Below are 20589 nucleotides of genomic sequence, written 5' to 3' on the forward strand. Positions count from 1 at the left end.
ATGACAACAGGAAACAGAACAGCACATACAATTCGTTTGGGCATCTAACGGAGTACTATGTCAGAGCTGGCAGAATTGGGACTCTCAAGTTATGAAGAGAAGGTATATCGGTCACTCTTAGTGACAGGTGCGGTCACTGCGACTGAACTCTCCGATATTAGCGGCGTTCCGAAAGGCCGTATTTACGATGTGCTCAACAACCTCAAAGCTCGCAAGCTGATTGAGATCCAGTCAAATGATCCAAAACAGTACGTTGCAGTACAACCCGAGACTGCCGTTGATATCCTTCTAGCTGAGAAGACGCATGAGATGGCTCAAGAGTGGAACCACCATTTGGAGGCTGCTAAAACGGTCCGTTCGAACCTTTTGCCGACACCACCTACAAAGAGTAGTTTCTGGTGCGGGTCGCTTGGGAGCGATGAAATGAGTACGGCTCTCCAGCAACATATGCGGTCTGCGGAGAATTCCGTTCATGCAGTCATGGGAACGCCCTATGAGAATTCCACGTGGGAGACATTCCAAACTGAAATTGAGGCCTTTTTTGAAGGGGCTAATTCAGGCCTCACAGTCGATTTACTGTTGAGTGAGAAGGTCGTTACCGTACTTCCGGATAGGTTTCCGAGTTTAATCGACGAACGTTCCGTCGATGTGACTGTAAGAACTATTTCTGATGTCGCTCTCTCTTTCGATGTAATCGATCAGGTAGAGACGACAATTGACCTCCCACATCCAGTAACTGGTGGCGATCGGATTGGAGTAGTCGGGATTAAAGATTCGAAGGTGGTCGAAGAGTTTGAGAAATGCTTCCAACAACTGTGGACCAATGCAGACCCTCTCATTTAGTAAACTCTAGATCCCTCTGAACCGATGATTTGCTTGAAGTGGGGGCAGACCAAGATGTAATGTCGCCTAATCGATTTGTTCCCCTCAGCGGTGAGTATATCCTCTGTACTGCCCGGCTGTTTTAGCTCGCTCTGAATATAAACCCGTATCGGCGACCACTGCTACTCGTCGATCGGGTCGGGGGAACTGAGGTCCGCGTGGAGGACTTGGCCGTCGCGAACGACGTACTTGGTTTGGCAGTATGGGAAAGCGGCACTTCGTCAACCGTCTCCGGGTCAAGCCCAAAGACTTGTCAGTGGACTCCCGCTCTATCCGCGCAAGGCGGAAGGCGTGTATTCACCATTCACGTTCAGCATCCCTGACTTCAGGGCCAGTTGACTGGTGGCCCATCCACCGCGAGACTTCTGCCCGCGATGGATATACTCGCAGTATCGGTTTGCAATGTTCTTCGCCGCGTTGTAATCAGCGTTCACCTCATACCCACATGACTGGCACTCGAACTGCTTGTCGTCGCGATTATCTTCGTGGGTACACCCACAATATGAGCACCGCTGGCTCGTGTACGCTGGGTTCACGGAATCGACGAACAACTCTGTGGATTCGACCCTGTACTCAACGAGTTCCACGAACTTCGCGTAGGCCCACTGCTGGAACTTGCTGCCGTTCGCAATGTTCCCGCGGATGTGAGTGAGGTCCTCGAAAATAATCCCGTCTACATCCGCATCATCGGCTTCCTCGATGAGGTCGTTGGCTCGGTTGTGGAGCCAGTCTAATGACCACTCGCTGAACTGACTACCAATAGATTGAATCGTGAGGTGGGCCGACCGAGTACCCGTCTGGTGTAGGCACCCCCGGCGTTGCTCGTATTGCTCGCGTTTGTGGGTGAGGAAGTCTGCACTGCCAATAAACTCGCCTGTGGAGGTGACGGCGAACGCGCCAGTCACGTTCAAGTCCACGCCGAGAACCACTCCGTTCTCGGGGAGATCATCACATGACTCGCTTTCTTGGCGTTCCGGTCCGTCACTCTCATAATCGGGATTTTTCAGCGTAACGTGCAGGTAGAACGTGTCCTCGTTCTCGTCATATTGGAGCGTGGCACTTGACGTATTCCAGTTGTCACTCTCGTAGTACCGTCCGAACGGCGTGTTCTCTCGCTGATTTTCAGGTGGGAGGACGTATTCGGCGGTGACTCTTCCGTTCGGTGTCGAGAGGGTGGCGTGGTCGTCGTTGAACGTCGCGGAGCGTTTGTCGTACACGATGCTCCACGAGTCGAACTTTGGTTGGCTGGTCTTCTCACCCTGCGTCAATTTCTCGACGCCGGCCCTGACGGCTGCGATAGCGCGACGAATACCTTTCTGAACGAGATTAGCGGTGAGCTCGGTTTCCTCCCGTAACCCGTCATACAGGGCCTCTTCGGCCCTGCTCTTGCTGGTGATACAGTCGTCGTCGTACCGCCAGGCCCACTCGCTCGTTCGGTTAGCACAGTGGAGGAATTGAGTCTTGGTCTGATGTAGATCGCCACGACGTTCTCTGGGTACGTCGAGTTTGATTCGCACCGTGCGTCGTAGCGTGTCGTCCATCTGTGATTCACCTTTGTTGTCTCTCTTCGGGAATGGGGAATTGTTCAGCCAGGTGGGTCATTGGTCGCTCCCGGGGATCGCTCCCCCGCACCCCTTCTGGGGGGCAATAAACAGCTTCTGGAACGAGACACCCGAATTCCGGCCTGCGACGTCGATCAGGACTTGATCTGTGTATCGGCGTCTCCGCTGTGTTGCGGTTGGGTGAGCAGACTCACGTCCTGCAGGAGAGCTCTCGCTGCCTCTATCCGCTCCTGATCTGCGTCGTCGAGCCCGGCCGTCTCGATGCGCTTGAGATTGGTGAGTGAGCAATGCAGTCGATATCCCGGTGTGTTGCGTGGGTCCATTTGAAGCGCCTCGCCGATTCACGGCGCAGAGAAACCTCTCCGGCTGCGGGTAGCTGTGGAACTGAGTGCGTCTATTAACCAACATTGAGAATCATATAGCCATTTTGTTGGTTAAGACGAACGGTGCGTCGATGGACTCGGCCCGTAGCGAGCCGAGCCACACACCCGGCACTCCCAGATCGGTTGGCCCGTCCACGCCGCATCCGGGACCGACTCGTGGGTCTTGAACCGATGGTCGGTCGCCTGTTCACAGGTTTGACAGTCGAGTTCCTGCGTCGTCGGTACCGACGACGCCTGGCGATCAGCCGCAGCTTCGCCAGTAGATTCGGTCAGTGCCATCGCTGGGACTATCCACACCGCGTCATCGGCGTCGTCGAGGACCGTTCCAAGACGCGACTCGTCGCGGATGCCGTCCCCACGCTGGTCGTAGAGCCGCGTCGGGGCCTGCTCCTGCCGCTCCGACGCTTCCTGCCCGTGCCACCCAGTCCGGTCACGGGCGACGCTGAGAAGGCGCTCTCCCTCCGCTGACGACACCTGTACCGCGTCGGGGAGTGAGGGCCATTGCTCGGCCAGCTGGCGCGCCGGCGCCTCGTCGAGATCGTAGATGAGCGTGTAGCCGTCGACGGCCGACTCCTCGTCGTTGGCGGAGAGGAGGTTCGCCGCGGCGCCGCCCTTCGCCACGGCGCCGTAGAACGTGGTTGACTCGACGACCAGGTGGACGATGCCGAGGCACGTCGTTGACGCTGTCTCGTCCGTGCTGGTCGCGTCACTCCCGAGATGGTTGGTGAGACAGAACCGGCATTTCGTCTGGCCGTCTGGGACTGACACCCCACAGGACCGGCACTCGCCATCGGTTATCGTCGGCGCATCAGGGTAGCCACCAGAGCTCGTCGCGACGCGTTGCCGCCGGGGGGCACCCTTACACCCGTCGTCCAGCCTCGTGTCCGGAGTGTGGGACGCTTCGCCGGTCGGCCGCAGTTCTGCAAAGTCAGTATATCAGTTGTGCATCGGTTGGCTCATAGTTTCCGTCGGTTTCGTATTTCAACGTCCGGACCATCTCGTTCGCAATATCCTCTTGATTATGCGAGACAGTACAAACATATATGGGAGTTCAGCGCCAACACTGTCGCAAGAGGTGCCACACATGTCCGAATCCTCGCGAGATGGGGTCCAGTCGTGGAGTGAGTCGATGAGCGCCCGTGACCGTATTCGAGCAGTCGCCGAGACGCTTCGCGAACCGCGGTCGGTCAACTGGATCAGCGAGCAGGCCGACGCCGCCTGGAGCACGACCAACGAGGAACTCCAGGATCTCGTCGACCAGGGACAGCTGCGTCGCGTCGAGGCTGGCGAGACCACGCGTTATCAGCCGAACTACACGCGCTTGCTCTTCGAGGAAATCCGGACGCTCATCGAGGAGAACACTCGCGAGGAGCTACGCAACGAACTGGCCGCGATTACCGAGGAGATTGAGGAGTGGCAGGCGACCTACGACGTCGAGACGTGGGAGGACCTCGAACAGTCGCTCGCCGACGGCGATCTCGCAAGTGCGGAGCTCCGGGACCGCCGCGACGTCATCGCGTTCTGGCGCGAGAACGAGGAGGATCGCCGCCTCATCAAGCACGCACTGGAACTCTACTCCGACGTCGAAGCCGCCCGCGAGCAGATGACCGACGTGGCTGACCGCGCCACAAACTAATTCTCGTGATCTTCGAACTTGCGGGCGTCATCGAGGGCGACACTATTCGTCGGACTGCTCGCCCAGCTTCTCTCGAAGCTCGACTGCTGCCTTCTCGAAGTGTTCCGAGAGGAAGGGCGTTCCCGACGTCACCCGCCCCTCAAGGAACGCAACGGCGTCAGTGACCGCATCAGCGTCGCGTTCCGCGGTCGCAACACAGTCGACATACCCGTCGAGTGCCCGATTGAACGCACGCAAGAAGTGGTCGTAGGCGCCGTCGACGCGCTCCATATTGTCGTCGAGCGACTCGACGAGTGCCCGGTAGACGGTCGCCGCCGACGCGTACCGCTCCTGCTCGCGGTACTCATTTGCGAGATCGAACCACTGCGTGAAGTCGATAGGCTCGAAGACGACGTGGTACTCGGGGTTTGTCTCTTCGAACCGCCGGTCGATCGAGGCGCGAAGCTCGTCAACCGACTGCCTCGTCGGCTCGCCGACTCGGGCGAGAAACTGGGCGCGGAGATCCGCATCGGTCGCGAGTGCGTCACGCAGGAACGCGCGGAGTTCGTCGGCGTCGGCGCCGTCAAGTGCGGCGTCGAGTTGCTCACCTACGTCTGGCGGTGGGTCGTCAACACACCGAAGCAACACGGCGACGACGTGCTTGCACGCTCCCAGCCCGTTGTACGGACAATCGCACCACGGGGCAAACCCGTCAGTGGCGAGGTCAACACGAACATCGTACTGACGGCTGCCACTCACGACGGCGGTTACGGTGGTATCGACGCGGTGTATTTCGTGGATACGGCTCTCAGTAAGATATCGTTCGCCGCGTTCGAAGACTGCGTCCGTGCAGATGTCTCGAACCGCGTCCTCGGTTACGTCCATCCTTACGGTGGGTTTGACGCACTATTCAGCCGATCCAGTGCATCATTCTCGTACGCTGCCCGCCACATCGTATGGACGGCACGCGTCACGAGTGACACCTCGGTCACGTCGATACAGGACGGTTCGGCGTCCGTCGTCGCGGCCTCAGGCGGCCGGTGGAAATGAATCTCGGGGGAGTGTGTGTTCGGGTGGCGATCGAAGCGCCAGTTGACGTCGTCGCTATCGACGTAGTGGAATGAATACATCCCCAGTTCGCTCCACTGGATATCGAGCCGAGCGCTCTCGGCGTCTCCCAACCCATCGCTGAGACTGATCTGCAGTTCCGTGGGGGCGACGACGTCATCGTACCCCGCTGCATCGACGAGCGGCTCGAGGTCGAGCCAGAGATCACGAATCCGCTGGAGGGCCGTCAGATAGATCGGTCCGAACTCGCCGGCCCGGTCGTCGTCGCTCATACGGCGAGTTGGTGGCTGGCCTCGTCGTAGGCGAGTGCGGCTTGCGCGACGGCAAGATTCTGCCGCGTCGTGCGCCACGCCGTGAGGTCGTCCCAGCCCTCCGTCTCGCCGGCGTCGAGTTGCTGGGCGAGTTCTTCCGGCGATACCACGTCGTAGCGGTCCTCGTAGCGGCGGATTTCGGTCTTCATCTCCTTGATGCTGTCGAGCAACTCCGGCCGATCGACTTCCTCACGCAGCTCACGGATCCGGGACATCAACACCCGGTCGCTGTTGCGCTTGTACAGCGTTGCTTGCCCGTCCTGTTCCGTCTCGGCGAACCCGGTGTTCACGAGCGTTTTGCAGTGGCGGCGCGCCGTCGGCTCGCTCACGAGGGCGCGATCGGCGATCTCGGCGGCCGACTGCCCGTCGTGGGTCTGTTCGACGATTTCGTACACTCGCTCGAACGGCGTCGTCTCCTCTTTCCAGTCCGCTTTGACCCGCTCGTTGACGTCGTCCCACGTCTCGGTCATACTGGGTGCTACGCAGTCGAGAGACAAATAATTTCCTGAGAAAATTATCTGATAGTAGTAGTCGTGCAGGTGCGGTGTCAGGCTACCTGCTCCGCTACCGTCTCGTAATGTGCCCGGACAGTCGTTGGCGTGACGTTCCCGGCTTCGGCGACAGCACGCTGCGTCACCCACTGCCCCTGTTCCTGCCCCGCTTTGTAGAGACAGGCGGCGGGATGGACGCCGCTCGTCACGTCGACGTCCCCAGCCGCCTCGGCAAGTGCTCGCGCTCGACGTCGAATCCGCTCCGGACAGTCGAGGTCGGATGCCAGCCGCGGAATATACATCGTCGGCGTCGAGGGTTTGGCCGGAAGTCCCAGTTCCTCGTTGAGTGTCTTGTAGGCGTTCGTGACACGCGATTCCCCGACCTTTGCGACCCCCACGATGTCGTCGAGGAGCTGCGACCGGCCGTTACAGCGGTAGCGAGTCGAAAGCCCACCTCTTCAGGGGTGGGATGGAGTCGACAACTGACGAGCAAACCCCGGGTGTCGGCCGACCCGATATTCTTACGTTTTAACACTTTCCAGACTTATATTACAATTGTAACCGTGGTCGCGACGGCCGTCACCACGACGTTCCACAACCCATCTCGCGAGCGCCGTAGGGAGTGGCAACGCGCCACCCACCAGTACCGCGATACCAAGCAGTTCTGCATCGACGGGTGGGAGAACGGCGAGTTTGGGATGGCCGTGACCACGGCCAACATCGACAACCCGCTCTACTCGGCCATCCAGAATCAGGCCATCCGCGAAGCCAAGTCCGACTACAAGAAGGACGGCATCGTGGAATACCACGCCAGCCAGCCGTTCGCGGTCAACAACCAAAACTGGGAGATTGACCGCACCGAGAACGGATCCGTCGTCGTCGGCTTCCCCTGTATTTCCGGCTGGTGGTACACCCCCATCGACGTGTACGACGGCATAGCCGACGACGTACACCGGCTCATAGCCGGTGACGCCGACAAGTCCCGGTTGCAGGTGTACCGCCGGGGAGATGACTGGTTCTGTACGTTCACCGTCGAGTACGACGCCGAGACGGGGGAGGAGACGGCAATCGGCGTGGACATCGGCCACAACCACCTGCTGGCGGCAGACGCCGAGACGGGCGAGTCGATGCTGGTGTCCGGTCGTGAGGCAAAATACGTCCGGCGCAAATATCGTTCCCTGCGCGAGTCGCTTCAGCAGGCGGGTGCGCTTCGCGCACGCAACCGCGTGGGTAACAAAGAGCAGTGCCGGATTCGTGACCTCAACCACAACGCCTCCCGTCGCCTCATCGACTGGTCACAACAGTTCGAGAGTCCCGTACTGAAAATCGAGGACTTGGACGGTATCAGAGAAGGTAGTGACTGGCGCGGCGTCCACTCGTGGCACTTCCGCCAGTTGCAGGAGTTCATCGTCTACAAGGCAGAGCAGGCCGGGATTCGCGTCGAGAAAGTTGACCCGTTCGAGACGAGTCAACGCTGTTCGGCCTGCGGTGCCGAAGGCTCGCGTGACGTTGACCACTTCGTGTGCTCTGAGTGTGATCGTGGCCGCCACGCCGACCTGAACGCCGCTGAGAACATCCGTCAACGGGAGGGTGAACCATGCACGGCCTAACAGTTCGGCTGAGGCGAACCGTGCGGCCTCGTGGACTGAATACTCCACCGGCTGCTTCGCAGCCGCCCGGCGTGACCGGGGAGGAAGGCCGCTTTGACCCGGCTGTACGCGCTGGAAAGCACGTCCGAGGTGGTAACCGGACGGCGACCGCTGACGCGGGACGCGAAAGCGTACCTCGCCGCCGAGGAAACGCGCAACCTGAATATCCCCTTCGGGGAATCCTAGCCCTTTAGAGGTGGGAGGAGGTCAAATCGGCAGGTTCCGTAGATGCTCGCTGCACCGATAGACTCGATGGATCTGCCACGGAGCAGATCCTCGTTCTGAGCACTCCGGTAGAGCTGGCAGGCCTGGTCGCGAAGCGTGTCGGAGAGGTCGAGTGCGCTCGCGAGACGTCGCACCTCGCCGAGTCCGTGGGCGAGGTTCTGTTCGGCCTTCGACCGCCACCGGCCACGGGTCTGTTCACGTCGCATCCGGGCCAGCCGCCGGCGCTTCTGTGCGGAGAGCTCGTTCCCGTTTGCGTCGGTTCCACGCCCGATCTCGGTCGAGAGCCCTCGGTCGAGAGCCCTCGGTCGTGACGGGCTGCTGTCAGCGGAGCGCCCGTCCGTTCCCGCTCGTCCTCATCGTACGCCCGCCACTCCGGCCCGTGATCGAGCCGTTGCTCTTCGATGACGAGGCCACAGTCCTCGCAGACGGTTTCTTTGACGTTCGTGGTGACGTGACCGTCGCACTCGGGGCACTGGTTCCCGCTTGACTCCGTTTGGATGTCTTCGTCGAAGCCAGTCTCGTAGATGTCTCTCGTTGCCATTGTTCTCACCGATTTCAGGAACTCACCAGTACGGCGAACCCCTCACCCATTGGGGGGAAAATAGACGCTACGGGTACGAACCGCGGTTCAACTTGATTGATACTCAGGCGATAGTGCTTGACTCACTCTTGTGTCCCCGTCTCCAACGTAGTGCAATCTACCTGAACCCGTTCCAAGCGCTCACGGGCCAGTTCATTTCAGGACACCGACGGCAGCCGCTGTTCGTCGTTAGAGTGAACGGCCGCCGGCTGACCCACCGAGAGCATAAGGCGCTGCTCGCCGGCGTTGAGGCCGTAGCCGGGTCGTTTGCCGATCACGAAACCCTACCGGCCACCATATCGAAGTACTACCATGGTGACATCCGCGAAATCCGTGTCGACATCGCGACTGCGACGCCGCTGCCCCGAGGATGTAGGCCGGTTTAACGAGAAATAGCCTTATATTCCCCTACCTTCAACAATCTCTTCGGGAAATTGTGTTTGATTTCGGGCAGCAAAGTACCACCATTCAGGTACAAGCGCGCCATCACACATCGGGTTGGGTCTAAAACACCAAGGTGGAAATGTAGGAAGCCGTTTTACCGCGTTGAGTGTGCCGTTCGGCCATGCAGAATCAAACTCCTCAACGTGTTCGTGAATCAGCATACAGAGGACACCAGTAAAATCGAGTGGCGCCGTTGGAATTCGGGGATGATTTGGAACCGAATTGGTCACCTGAGACTGATTAGTGATATCGTAGTCTTCGGCCAATATACCGAGTTCGATTGAGGATGGTTCGTATTGTGTGTGGAAAATTGGATGCCGCTCCTTTGTATCCATCTCGAAATCGTAGTGGAATGCACTCAGCACCTTCGCTGGTTGTCTGTTACTCTCAGATTGATACTCAATATCTGCGCGACCTCGTTCATCCACCTTTAGATACGTTACAGCAGTCGCGGATGATTCAATCACCGGGAACCGACGGCCATCGAACTCAACACCTGTTATCGTCAAATCCGGCTTGAAACAGATATCAATCGGACCCGCCGATTGTCCAGCTTCGAAGCCGACACCCTTGATTTTGAACACAGAATCGCTTTTGACAGTCACGGTGTCATCAGGTGGGTGTGAAATATCGAGATCGTCATCACTTCCCTTGATTTCTAAACCACCAATTCCTACTAATAGGTTCCAGAGAAAAATATACGATTCTCGGATGTTGCCATATGCCTCACTATCTAAACCATATATTTCGGCGGCATCCGGGATGGACATCGTCACATCATGACCCATGGCTTGAGCTGGTCGTAGTCCTCTTCACTCACTCGCGATCGCGTCGCTCCTTTCGGGATCCACCCGTCGGGGGAGACAGAGTGTTCCTCACAAACCGGTCTTTCCTTGATTATACAGTAGTACCGAGCTGGACCACAACTGTTCGCAAGTTCGCTGTGACACTCTGCCTCGCCGATCGGAGGTACCTCAAACCGTTCAAACAGCTCAGGCCCAATCGGCCCCTTCGATTCGTCTTCACGCTTCTCTTGGATAGAGATATTGTCGATACTTGGTGTCCACCACCAGTTCTCTAATCCAGCGAAAGGACCGGTATAGGCTGCATCAGTGAATGGTTGTTTATATTCGTCGTTTCCACAGAATTGTTCGTGGTCGACATTGAGATAGGCAGCCAGCGCTACCTCGTTCAGCAATGCCCCCGGAAACTCTAGCAGTTCGTTGAGAATCCAATAGCCTTGGTTAGTAGTGGCTCGCTTGATGATATCGTCTTGGGAGAGGTCTGCTTGTCCGCTTTTGATTACTCCCGGATTCCCCCAGGAGTACTGATCGAGTTTTCCACGAACGCTGAATGGTGCATCCAACAACTCTGGAATTGCTCGTGTGTCACTGTCTTCGAAGACCGTATGTAGCGTCTCCCTAATCTCGTTGAATCCGTCAGCAATATACGCAGACTGAGCACCGATTTCTTCCCAAGTCAGATCTGGTTCAAGCTTGATTTTGTTTTCGTCGTAGTCCTCCACCTTCTCAATATCAGACTCTCCTGTATTCGTTGCATGATATAGACATATTGGAAGGTGGTTGTTCTCACAGTAGGTGATAACATTATCACGCGACACCGCACCTGTTCCTTGTGTGAGGTCCCAATCTAGAACGGTCAATATCGGTGTCCCGTACCCCTCCATTATTTCTTCGACTGCTTGTCTTGGATTAGAGCCGAGTTCTTGATTGATGTCTGCCCGGTGTACCTCCAAGTCGCTCGACAATGTCTCCCGCAACGCTGAAACGACGATTTCGAAATTATCTGTTTGATCCTCGAATATCACTATGTTATCAGTAAATGCGGTCATCGTGGGAAGCGTACCTCAAAGGCGGTTTCGTATCCATCTGGCGCGTCGACGAGCGACACGCCCCCATCAATTTCATTGACAACCTTCCGAACAATGTACAGCCCTAGACCATGCCCGACGCCCATCGGTCCCTCAACTTCTGATGTCGAGTACCACGGTTCAAACATTCGCGTTTGTTCTTCCTCTGAGATTCCGGGACCATTGTCAATTACCCGTACCTTATGCCACTCTTCAGTGTTCTCTGCCTCGAACCGAATCTTACGGCCACCATCACTGACAGGAGTCTCCACAACCGCTTTCATCGCATTACTGTAGAGGTTGGCGAGTACCCCCGTGTACATTCCCACGTTTAACTCCGGTGTCTTGATGTCTCTTGAGATGTCGTTAATTGGTTCGATATGGCGACTCTCGGTATAGTTCTTGAATGTATCAATGAGTTGTGCTACTTGGGCATACGATTTGAATGAACTCAGCTCCTGACTCTCAAGCTGGTTCATCACCATCTGTGCATAACTTTGGTAGGCACGGAAATCTTCCAAAGCTTGTTCAGTAGTCTGGATCGCTTCTTGGAACGATTGGCTACGTTGCTCCTCTGGGACATCTTCCCACCGATCAATCATTTGCTCGGCTGAGTCGACAATAAGCGATGTTTCGTGACTCATAAATGCCGAGAAGACGCCCAAAACGTTCATCGATTCGACAGCCTCACGCGCTTCTTGCTCTGCCTCTTGCTTTTCTTCGATATTCTTTTCGGCCTCGTCGAGCTGATCTAAGAGGTTTGTCTCCGTTTCTCCCGAGATGTCGTCAGAGTCCTTTACGTAGCTTTTAGCACTCGATACTGAGGCTTTCGCATCTTCGGTTGTTTCCTCAACTTTCTCTTCTTTCTCTTCTTGCTCTTGCTTGCGCTGTTCAAGCACGTCGATGATGCCGAGTATTTCGAGACTTCCACGAACAATATCCACCAACTGATCATACGCCTCGTTTTCTACGAACCCTTGGCGGTTCATGCCGGGGACGAGGCGGTCATCTGGAACTGCCCCTACTCGCTCCCCGGGGCGATATGTAGTGACATGAACCGCTCCCAAAACCTGGATTTTTCTCGGGAGCATTAGCATAGCATCGTTCTCAGTGACCTCACGCTCCCCCTCTGGAAAGAGCGACTCTGTAATTGAGGATGCCCAATTCCGCGATCGTCGGGCTTGAGACTCAGATAGACCCAACCAATCGTTTCCTTTGTCACCATATGGGGGCATTCTGAAGTTGCCGTCAATCACTCTGACACCCCCGTTTTCAGTCAGCCAACTTCTAGCATCTCGACCATCGAAAGTCTCCATTCCAGCCAATACGCCTTTCCTGTTAGGAATAAACCGGATCTCCCCGTTCAGTTCACCAACTAAATTTTCCCCGTACTTACCCTCCTCTGCAAGATCGTACTGATATTCACGTTCATCAGCGTCTTCATACTCGTATCGATAAATCAGCGTGTTTCCTTCTGTTGCAATATCTACTTTTGCGACGTAACGCTCGTAGATTTCTCTAGCGATGCTCTTTGCCGGCGACCCCTCACCGGGCGGTGCAAAGTAGACACTGAAGCCGGGGTCTTCGTCGTCTGTACCCTCAATCGCTGCTGGATCGGGTTCATACGGGGCAGAAACAATATCAAGAACCTCGCTTGAGACATCCTCAAGACTCTCCGCTGACCACTCGTCTCGTAACTCGGAGATTCGCAGTCTCGTCCCCTCTTCCTCTGGCCTTGCATCCCGAGAAATCTGATACTCCACTTCCATCTCGCGGAGTCCGGCGCCGCTTTCAAATTCCTTCCAATCGAAATCAGCAGTCAACCGTAGATATTCTCCACTTTCGGGATCTTTAGCTACTGTGTCGAGTTCGAGATACAACCCAAGATTACGGACTGCGAAACGTCCTACACCTTTCGACCCCTGAACCTCACGATTATATCGCTTTGAGGTTGGGTTCTCCCCTCGGTTTGAGGTGGCAATCGTCATCCAGAAATCGTCGAACTCGCGTTCAGTCATTCCGTGGCCATCATCGTCGACGATGAGCGTGTTACCATCGTCCTCAAGCCAGATATTACACCGCGTTGCGTCGGCGTCGTAGGCGTTCTTGATCAATTCAGCAAGTGCGACTTGCTCTGTCGCAATAAGCCGCTCCCCGAGCTCTGAGAGAATTTGGCTGTCACTAGTGAACGTAGTCGACCCCTCATCTACAATGAGCTCTTCCTGCGACACAATTTATAATATATAGCCCACTAAGACATAAAAATCCCAGTGGGTGAAGAATTAACAAGCAATAGCGGCTCGATTGATTCTGCTACTCTGGTTCGGTTCCAAGATCAAGTACGTCTCGAACAGTCTCGTTTAGCATGTCTGTTGTCGAGTCAATGTCTTCACCCCCTGCTCTAATCGCGTCCCGCAGTGCCCGATATACCGTTGCCAGCCGTTCAATATCAGTATTCGGCAAATCTCTTGTGTCGATGACCGGTACATCTTTCAATTCGTTGGGCTCAATTTTGTGGAGTCCGCGAGAGTATTTGCGACCACTTCGTTTTGTAATCTCATCGGCGACACTACTGTTTAGATACGCGAGCAGTGCATCTATTTCATCATCCTCAAATCCGGGCAGCAAGATGTTGTGGAGGTTGTTTAGCGTCCGAATAGAGGCTCGATTGCGGATGAACCGGAATCCATCTTTGCTCATGTAGGTCGCAATAATGTCAGGTGGATCTCGCTCGTCAACGGCGTACCAAGGGTTGCGATTAGACGCCAGGTAGCTCTCGTCGGCACCCACCTCGCGGCCGTATTGATGGTATGCCTCCAGCGCATCGTCATCCACTGTTTCGATGGCCTCTCCATCTTCGTAACAGTAGAGGAGCCATACTTCGTCACCGCGGTCCCGCCAGGCCTCCCAATTAGCTGTCGTAATTTCGAGCTCATTGAAGCCGGCAGTCCGCCGCAAAATCTTTGCGAGGTGCTCTTCGTTTAGTCCCCATTCTTCGACTTCGGCTTGAGTAAGACAAAAGTAATCGTTCTTTCCGGTTGCGATTCCACGTTTGATTGTGGCGAGTTCACTAAACTGGGTTAGTCCTGAGACAGCGTCAATTTCTGCGTGATCTACGTACCTCCGCCAATTTTGATCCGGGTCCAGTCCTCCTTGACGAATTTGGTTGACGAATCCAAAGTTGGTCTCGCCAAGCTTCCCATTTTCAATAGCCTCAATCAGCTCCGCAGAATTGTCGGGCCACTCATCGACGCGGACAAACGCTGTATTTTGATCGGTATTCGTTGAGCCTTTCTCCAATAGTGTTATACAGGGGGTGACATCGGTTCCTTCGAATACCGCCTCCTCGAGCTCTAAGAAGAGGAAGGCTCGAATCGCGAATCGGTCTAAGAGGAAGTTCCGAAGATCTTCGCCATAGACCGTGTCAAAAAAGCGTGAGGAAGTAATGAACGCTAATCGTCCGCCATCAGATAAGAACTGCGCCGAGTGGACAAAGAAGTATGCGAATAGTGGAGCCTGCCCCCACATCGACACTCCAGCCTCAGCATCGACGATATTATTATATTGGTTCCGCTTCTCTTCGAGTGCAGCGCTTCGAGAGTAAGGCGGGTTAGAAACAATCGCATCAACTGTTGGCACTACTATCGTATTCTGGCCGTCGATTCGAACGTTGCTCCCCTCAACGAGCGTATTCATAAAGTCGTGATGGCGGAAGTTGGGGGAGCCACCCCCGTTCTCCAACTTCAGCCCCGTTGATGCCATGACAATTGCGAGTTCGCTAATATCAACACCCCACATTTCCTCGACACGACTCTTTTCAGATGCAGCTGTTTTGACATCGTACATCTGCGCGGTTAGAACACCCGCTCCGATACCAGGGTCGAGGACAACATCGTCGCCGGAGGTGATCGCCCACTCAGCCATAAATCGTCCAACAAATGGTGGTGTACGGAACTGCCCGCATTTTCGACGAACTGGTTGTTCAACGATGGCCTCAAATATTTCACCGATACCATCAGTAGGCGTCTGATGTTCCTCTATAACAGATCTGGCTTCTAGGAGCGGCTCAAAGAGGTCTTGATTGGATTCGTCGACGAGCGTATCAAGAGGATTTTCACGAAACGCCTCGTCGCCAGTTTCTTTCCAGGCTTCAGTGAATTTAGCCCCAATATTGGCGTCTTTGGAGAGCACTTGCAGTGTGGCTCCCTCTTTACGGTAAGCCCGATACAGCGTTGCTTTCAGGAGAAAATTGAATGCTGCCAAATTGCAGACCGTTTTCTCTGGGTTAGACGCGGCATCCAGCCCGAAATCCACCATCCAAGTTCTGAGATTCTTGGATATCGCCGTTTCTGATTCGATTCGTTCAGCAACCGCATTACCAACATCCTCAATTAGGGTAACGAGAGTGCGCTGATGGCTCATAGTTTATTATCCTCCAGACGGTCACGGCCAGCCTCAGTGATGGAGTAGTAGGCTCGGCGCGCATCATCCCCAACTATTTCTTCGATCTGTCCGTCCTCGCGGAGCCGGTTTGTGTTGACTCGCTTTACCAAACCCTGATCCAATAGATCCGACAGGGCGTTCTGGACCGTTCGATACCCGAATGTAATGTCCTCGTGGCGTTTGAGTCCGGCATAAATCGCGGTCGGAGGGAGCGCCATATCGTGCGTGGCGAGAAAGGCCAGTACCTTGTCGCGACGCTCCGAGGAAGGCATACTTTCGCCAATTAGCGCAGATTTCATATAATTAACGGAATGATCGGGCATCCGCACCCTTATTCTCAATCCGTACGTCAGAGCGAAAGGCGTAAACGAAGTTACTACAGGAACACTAGTAACCTGCATATGAAGCGTGTGGGTAGTTTAAATATCCACAAGCTCGCGCAGCCGCCACAGCGTGGACAGCGTGTTTGTAGAGAAACTTGAAATCCGTTGAAGTGACAACACCTGAGGCGCCTGTTTATCGCTAACTGACCGAAACCAAACTGGCGAATTGGCAGAAACGAAAGTACTCTATGTTTTCGACCCACATCAGTATCTCTGAATCCGCTCTTGGAGTCTGACTTTCCCACAGACGGGTCACTCCCACAGGGGTGTCGGCGGCAGGTCGTCCTAACCCTCCAGCGCGGCGTCTAACTGTGATTCCACGATCGGGGAGTCGGTTCCTGCGGCGGGCTTCGCGGAGGTGAATGCGAAGCCGCTCTCGGGCCGTGAGAGTACGTCCTTCGGACATTGGTGCTCGGGGACACGGTCTGGTGTGCCCTCCGCCCCTTCAGGGGACAAATAAACGGACTCCGTCGCGACAGCGGCCTTGCCTCTCGGTGTACCACTCCTGAAAGCTGTGACCCCGGTTGTGGCTGCCGGCCGACCGCAGGGAGGCCGGGAGCGGAGGGTGGGGCGGTGGGGCTTGGGCTGGTCCGGCACTCATCAAAAAAGAAGGGGGCGTTGCCCCTACTCTTCCCACCAGCGGTCGTCGCGATCTGGGAAGACGATCATACTGTCGTAGGTGACTGCGAGAGAGCACCGGCCTTGGTACCAGTTCTTTTTGAGATGCCGCATCCGCACCCGTTCACCTTCCTGGACGAAGGCGGGCTCGCTGGCCTTCCACGACGTCCACTTGATTTTGTCCGTGTCATCGGCTATCAAGCCGACCTGGGCTATGGCTGGGTCGGAGGGATCCCAGAGGGTTTCGATGGTTCCCTCAATGCTCACCTCGTCGGTCGGCACGTCCGGGACGTCCTCGATCGGGCAGATGGCGCCGGGGGCGGCCTTGAGTGCGTCCATCGTGTCGAACACTGCTTTGGTGATGTCCTGCCCCTTGGCGACCCGCTTTGCGAGCGCCCGCGAGACGGCCGCCCGACTGTGACCGGTGCGAAGCCGCTGTGCCATCCGGTCTGCTTCCTGATTCACTTTCGCCAGCTCCATCCGGGAGAGGCGTTCGCGCGGATCCGTCCGCTCGGGGGTGCGTTCCTCCCGCTTGCGCTGCCGCCGTTCGGTGACGACCTCGCGAGTCCGCTTCGCCCGGCCCTCCTGGGTGCCCAGTTCCGCCTGGGCGCTGATGTGGGCCAGTTCGGCTTCCCGGGCGCGAATCTTCTCTTCCTGGGCGAGGGGCAGGTGCGAGAAGTCCTGGACGATGCCGTCGGGGTGGTTGGAATCCACCTTCGCCTGCGTTTCCTGCTGGACCGTCGCCCGGAACTCCGGCTGGTCGTCGACGACCTCGAAGCCGTCCTCGTCGACGCCGGCGTCTTCGGTTCGTTCGAATGCCTGTTCATCGACCGTAACGACCTTGCGACTCGAGTTGTTACTAGACATTGGATCTCACTGATCCGAAGGCGCTCGCGCGCCGCCACCGCGATGCCCCTAACATCGCGGTTTTCCGACGACGTCGACGTCCGATAGCACCGACTGCGCGCTCTCGCTCGCGCCTTCGCGAGCGCCCTACCGGGCGCGAGCGAGAGCGCGCCCGAGTGCGGCGACCCCAACCAGCACCGCGCGCCGACCCGCCCGGAGCAAGCGGCCAGCGGAGAAAGCGTGGGGGGTGAGCAGCCACGCCGCGCAACCCCCCGCGCTTTCCCGCTGGCGTCGAGGGCACATTCATTTTAGCCCGGAACGGCGACCGAGCGCACGCGAGGGAGCCGCACGCCCGGAATGGTCGGTCGCGAGCGACGCGGAGGGCGGCAGCGGCGAGCGGGGCGGGCCGTGACGTACACACCTGTCCAGCCGGCTGCGACACTCGGCGATCCAGCTACCGTCCTGGCGGACTTAGAAAGGGCGAGGCCGCCTCGGTCGTCCCCCGACCCCGCAAGCACCGCAGGCACGAGGAGCGCAGCGGTGGTCGCGGGACGTCGAGCGGCCGAGGGCTTTCGGGTGTCGTCGCCGGCGCTGGGTATTCGGCGTCGCCACTCGGTGGCCGGTTACTCGTCGAGACGGTGGAGCAATTGCGTGACGTAGGGACTATTCTCCCAGCTCCGATGCGGGCTAATCGTCGTGATCAGCGTCCGCGCCTCTTCGGGGCTCAGATGTCCGTTCCGGGCGTATTCGACGATGAGCCGCGGCGTCGGGACGATCCGCGGCCCCTGCAGCACGGCGTGGATGAGTGGGAAGTTCGTCCCGCCGAACTCGTCGGTGAGAAACCCATCGACCCCGAGCGCGTTCGCAAGGACGATCCCGTCGGTTTCGCCGTCGTCGAGCCCGAACGTCGGTCGGGAGTCCGGTGTATCCTCACGCTTGTAGGGGTCGTCAACCGTGTAGTGGCTACGGGCCGCGAGGACGTTGTTCGCAGCCGCGGCGTGGATGTCTTGATACTGCGTGATGTCACCGAGTTCCGCGACCACTTCTGGTGGTACGAATACGTCACACGACGTGAGCAGATACTGGAAAGGGTCCGGAGTGTTAGTGTCGACGGCCGCGTCAGCGCGGGGAACCGCGAGACTGACGAGCGCACTAGTGTCGGCGACGACCGTACGCAGTCGCCGGCCGCTCATCGCTCGTCGTCGGCTGCGGTCTCGACCGCCGTCGCGTCGCCATCGTAGACGTCCACGTCGTCGGGAGCAGCGAGATCGAGTGGCTCGTCCTCGAGATCCGTTTTGAGAAGCCGGAGGCGCTGGGCAGTCTCAGCGCCGACCAACTGCTTGACCGTCTCGAACTCAAGCTGGCCGTCGTAGTACTTCGTCGCGACGAGTTCCTGAAACGTCTCGCTGTCGGCCGTCTCTTCGATGTACTCGCGAATCGCCTCGACGAGCAGATCCGTTCGATCCGTGTCGAAGAGCTCCGCGATCGCATCCAGCCGGTCGACTAGATACTCCGGCGACTGAAAATGGACCCGTCGTGGATCGTCGCTTGCGCTCATTCTATGTGCAAGTTCCACACATACATTGATAACCGTTTCGACTCATGTGCAAAGATTGCACAGATAGATCAGACTGGAAAGGGCAAGCAGTGGCACTTGAGAATTTCTTCAGTGCTCGTTGTCTAGCTCGCCGGCCAGCACGCCGCCCTCTTCAACTTCGGAGAGACAGAAAAACACGGGTTTGTGTTTCTGTGAACCGAATTCCTCGGTCAGCGCCGGGATACTAAATCTTCGGCCGTCAGCGGGGGACACCTTGGCCGAATTCGCGAGCAATCACGTAAGTTAGCGCCGTCTCGAAGCCGTCGTCGTCGTGCCAGTCGAGGTAGGTATCGATGAGGATGATTGCTTTGCACCTGTCGATCAGATGGGTTCACATCAACGTAATCGGTGGACGAATCGAGGCGACTGGTTCTTCGAGAAGGGCTTGTACAACGGTATCGGTCTCCGGTATCTATCTCTTCTCGAATGTTTCGATCAGAGCGGTAAAATCGACGTGATCACCGAGTTTATTTTCATAACCCTCTCTCAGAGCTGACTCGACAGAGTCCTCTTGTCCTGGGTCAAATGCCCCGACAGCATCTTGGAGCCTATTAATGCTAGTCGCCAACGTAGCCCGCTCTTCCGGGAATTCTCGCTGGAGAAATCCATGAAAGCGCCCAATGTAGTGGAGCCCATCTTTTGCTGCCTCATCCAGTTCGGAAGGATCACGCCTCGTATCAGCATAAATTTGCTCGACGAGACGCTCGTATGTAGACGCTGGATCCAGAAAGAGGTCAAACGGAGGTACTACATCCGACATGGGTGGTTCGTCTACCGCTTCGAACTCCAGATCCTTGATATCTGAAATGCGAATTGAAGGCCCTAATCGCTCTGTCTCGAGGCTTTGTCGAATCCGATCCTGTTCAGGGAACACCCGGCTTGCCGTTATCCCCAAATACGGATCCTCGAACACGAGGCAAGGGTGCTGTTTAAACCGAATTCGATCCCCAACAAATTGATTCAGGAACTCAGGATGCATCTCTAGGAAAGTGCCTTCTTGGCGGACGGTACGTGGAATTCCAGCTGGGACGACCGGTCGAAACCCAGCGTCACTCGAAAGCTCCTGGTCAAGCCAGTCGAGATTGAAGTGGTAGACGACTCCTGTCTCCCCGCACGACTTTTTCTCAGAATATGTCCCGAACAGGAGGGCTGTAAACGGATTTGACGTCACATCGAGGAGCCAGGTCCTGACGTCCGGGGCGTCATCAGAGAGCTCCCACCGGTAATGCTGGGCGATTGCGACCAAGTCTGCATCCGTATAAGTCTCGGATGGGAGGTCATGATTCTCTTTGAGGCGATCGATAAATCGTCGAAGAGTGTGGAGTCGTTCCTCGATCAGTTCTCTATCCGATGGTTCGGGATCAAGATAATCGACTCCGTGGTAGAGAGACGGACGCAGTGCTCGGCCATCCAGCCGTTCGCCCCGATAGTAGTCGTTGATATCTTCGGACTTGTGATGTGAAGTTGCGATGGATAGCCCCGCGTGATAGGCATCCTCGAAGACATTCGGCCTATCGTACCGGATACCCTCCGAAATCAACTCGTTAATCTCGACGGCCCGCTGAACGTCCTTGTCACTCACATTATCTAATGCACCCGATTCAGTAAGGCCAATTCGCTTT

The 20589-nt window shown here is 56.6% G+C and carries 17 protein-coding genes and 3 pseudogenes; 3 read left to right on the forward strand and 17 right to left on the reverse strand.

What is annotated here, in order from left to right; genetic code table 11:
- Positions 1–57 precede the first annotated feature (57 nt).
- Positions 58–843: a TrmB family transcriptional regulator gene (locus ACFQE9_RS02575; protein WP_379739833.1), complete on the forward strand. Its 786-nt coding sequence runs from the start codon at positions 58–60 to the stop codon at positions 841–843.
- A 308-nt stretch (positions 844–1151) separates the two neighbouring features.
- Here ACFQE9_RS02575 and ACFQE9_RS02580 read toward each other — a convergent pair whose 3' ends face one another.
- The 3 genes and pseudogenes from ACFQE9_RS02580 to ACFQE9_RS02590 all read right to left on the reverse strand — a co-directional run.
- Entirely contained in the window at positions 1152–2423 is a 1272-nt protein-coding gene (locus ACFQE9_RS02580) for an RNA-guided endonuclease InsQ/TnpB family protein (RefSeq protein ID WP_379739836.1), read from the reverse strand.
- A gap of 155 nt (positions 2424–2578) precedes the next feature.
- Positions 2579–2767 carry a hypothetical protein gene (locus tag ACFQE9_RS02585; RefSeq protein WP_379739839.1) on the reverse strand — a complete coding sequence of 63 codons (189 nt, stop codon included), beginning with the start codon at positions 2765–2767 and terminating at the stop codon, positions 2579–2581.
- A 111-nt stretch (positions 2768–2878) separates the two neighbouring features.
- Positions 2879–3763, reverse strand: a pseudogene (locus tag ACFQE9_RS02590) (biosurfactant protein 1); the annotation flags it as partial.
- Between the two features lie 148 nt (positions 3764–3911).
- Between ACFQE9_RS02590 and ACFQE9_RS02595 the strand changes: the two are divergent.
- Complete coding sequence (locus ACFQE9_RS02595; protein ID WP_379739959.1) at positions 3912–4463, forward strand: DUF7342 family protein; 552 nt, start codon at positions 3912–3914, stop codon at positions 4461–4463.
- A gap of 42 nt (positions 4464–4505) precedes the next feature.
- On the opposite strand, the gene ACFQE9_RS02600 is transcribed toward ACFQE9_RS02595, so the two are convergent.
- The 4 genes and pseudogenes from ACFQE9_RS02600 to ACFQE9_RS02615 all read right to left on the reverse strand — a co-directional run.
- Complete coding sequence (locus ACFQE9_RS02600; RefSeq protein WP_379739842.1) at positions 4506–5327, reverse strand: SWIM zinc finger family protein; 822 nt, start codon at positions 5325–5327, stop codon at positions 4506–4508.
- Between the two features lie 2 nt (positions 5328–5329).
- Positions 5330–5782, reverse strand: a complete 453-nt coding sequence (locus ACFQE9_RS02605) for a toxin-antitoxin system TumE family protein (RefSeq protein ID WP_379739845.1) — start codon at positions 5780–5782, stop codon at positions 5330–5332.
- Positions 5779–6291 (reverse strand): winged helix-turn-helix domain-containing protein, encoded by a 513-nt coding sequence (locus tag ACFQE9_RS02610; RefSeq protein WP_379739848.1) that lies wholly within the window; start codon positions 6289–6291, stop codon positions 5779–5781. The genes ACFQE9_RS02605 and ACFQE9_RS02610 overlap by 4 nt, the downstream gene beginning before the upstream one ends.
- Positions 6292–6368: 77 nt before the next feature.
- Positions 6369–6746, reverse strand: a pseudogene (locus ACFQE9_RS02615) (transcription initiation factor IIB family protein); the annotation flags it as partial.
- A gap of 129 nt (positions 6747–6875) precedes the next feature.
- On the opposite strand from ACFQE9_RS02615, the gene ACFQE9_RS02620 reads away from it, so the two are divergent.
- Positions 6876–7922 carry an RNA-guided endonuclease InsQ/TnpB family protein gene (locus ACFQE9_RS02620; protein WP_379739851.1) on the forward strand — a complete coding sequence of 349 codons (1047 nt, stop codon included), beginning with the start codon at positions 6876–6878 and terminating at the stop codon, positions 7920–7922.
- Between the two features lie 251 nt (positions 7923–8173).
- Here the strand turns inward: ACFQE9_RS02620 and ACFQE9_RS02625 are convergent.
- The 10 genes and pseudogenes from ACFQE9_RS02625 to ACFQE9_RS02670 all read right to left on the reverse strand — a co-directional run.
- Positions 8174–8727, reverse strand: a pseudogene (locus ACFQE9_RS02625) (transcription initiation factor IIB); the annotation flags it as partial.
- Between the two features lie 437 nt (positions 8728–9164).
- Positions 9165–9998, reverse strand: coding sequence for a hypothetical protein (locus tag ACFQE9_RS02630; protein ID WP_379739854.1), 834 nt, complete (start codon positions 9996–9998; stop codon positions 9165–9167).
- Entirely contained in the window at positions 9983–11062 is a 1080-nt protein-coding gene (locus ACFQE9_RS02635; RefSeq protein ID WP_379739857.1) for a hypothetical protein, read from the reverse strand. The genes ACFQE9_RS02630 and ACFQE9_RS02635 overlap by 16 nt, the downstream gene beginning before the upstream one ends.
- Positions 11059–13311 (reverse strand): sensor histidine kinase, encoded by a 2253-nt coding sequence (locus tag ACFQE9_RS02640; RefSeq protein WP_379739860.1) that lies wholly within the window; start codon positions 13309–13311, stop codon positions 11059–11061. The genes ACFQE9_RS02635 and ACFQE9_RS02640 overlap by 4 nt, the downstream gene beginning before the upstream one ends.
- An 82-nt stretch (positions 13312–13393) precedes the next feature.
- Positions 13394–15502, reverse strand: coding sequence for an N-6 DNA methylase (locus ACFQE9_RS02645; RefSeq protein WP_379739864.1), 2109 nt, complete (start codon positions 15500–15502; stop codon positions 13394–13396).
- Positions 15499–15795, reverse strand: a complete 297-nt coding sequence (locus ACFQE9_RS02650) for a hypothetical protein (RefSeq protein ID WP_379739867.1) — start codon at positions 15793–15795, stop codon at positions 15499–15501. Before ACFQE9_RS02650 ends, ACFQE9_RS02645 begins: the two co-directional genes overlap by 4 nt.
- 735 nt (positions 15796–16530) lie before the next feature.
- A complete protein-coding gene (locus ACFQE9_RS02655) occupies positions 16531–17391 on the reverse strand; it encodes a DNA-binding protein (protein WP_379739870.1) in 861 nt (286 codons plus the stop codon).
- A 602-nt stretch (positions 17392–17993) separates the two neighbouring features.
- Complete coding sequence (locus ACFQE9_RS02660) at positions 17994–18563, reverse strand: hypothetical protein (protein WP_379739873.1); 570 nt, start codon at positions 18561–18563, stop codon at positions 17994–17996.
- Positions 18560–18928 carry a hypothetical protein gene (locus tag ACFQE9_RS02665; protein WP_379739876.1) on the reverse strand — a complete coding sequence of 123 codons (369 nt, stop codon included), beginning with the start codon at positions 18926–18928 and terminating at the stop codon, positions 18560–18562. Before ACFQE9_RS02665 ends, ACFQE9_RS02660 begins: the two co-directional genes overlap by 4 nt.
- A 451-nt stretch (positions 18929–19379) precedes the next feature.
- Positions 19380–20549: an FRG domain-containing protein gene (locus tag ACFQE9_RS02670; RefSeq protein ID WP_379739879.1), complete on the reverse strand. Its 1170-nt coding sequence runs from the start codon at positions 20547–20549 to the stop codon at positions 19380–19382.
- Between the last annotated feature and the right edge of the window lie 40 nt (positions 20550–20589).

Origin of the sequence: Halopenitus salinus (assembly GCF_042662125.1) — an archaeon.
Lineage (GTDB): Archaea > Halobacteriota > Halobacteria > Halobacteriales > Haloferacaceae > Halopenitus > Halopenitus salinus.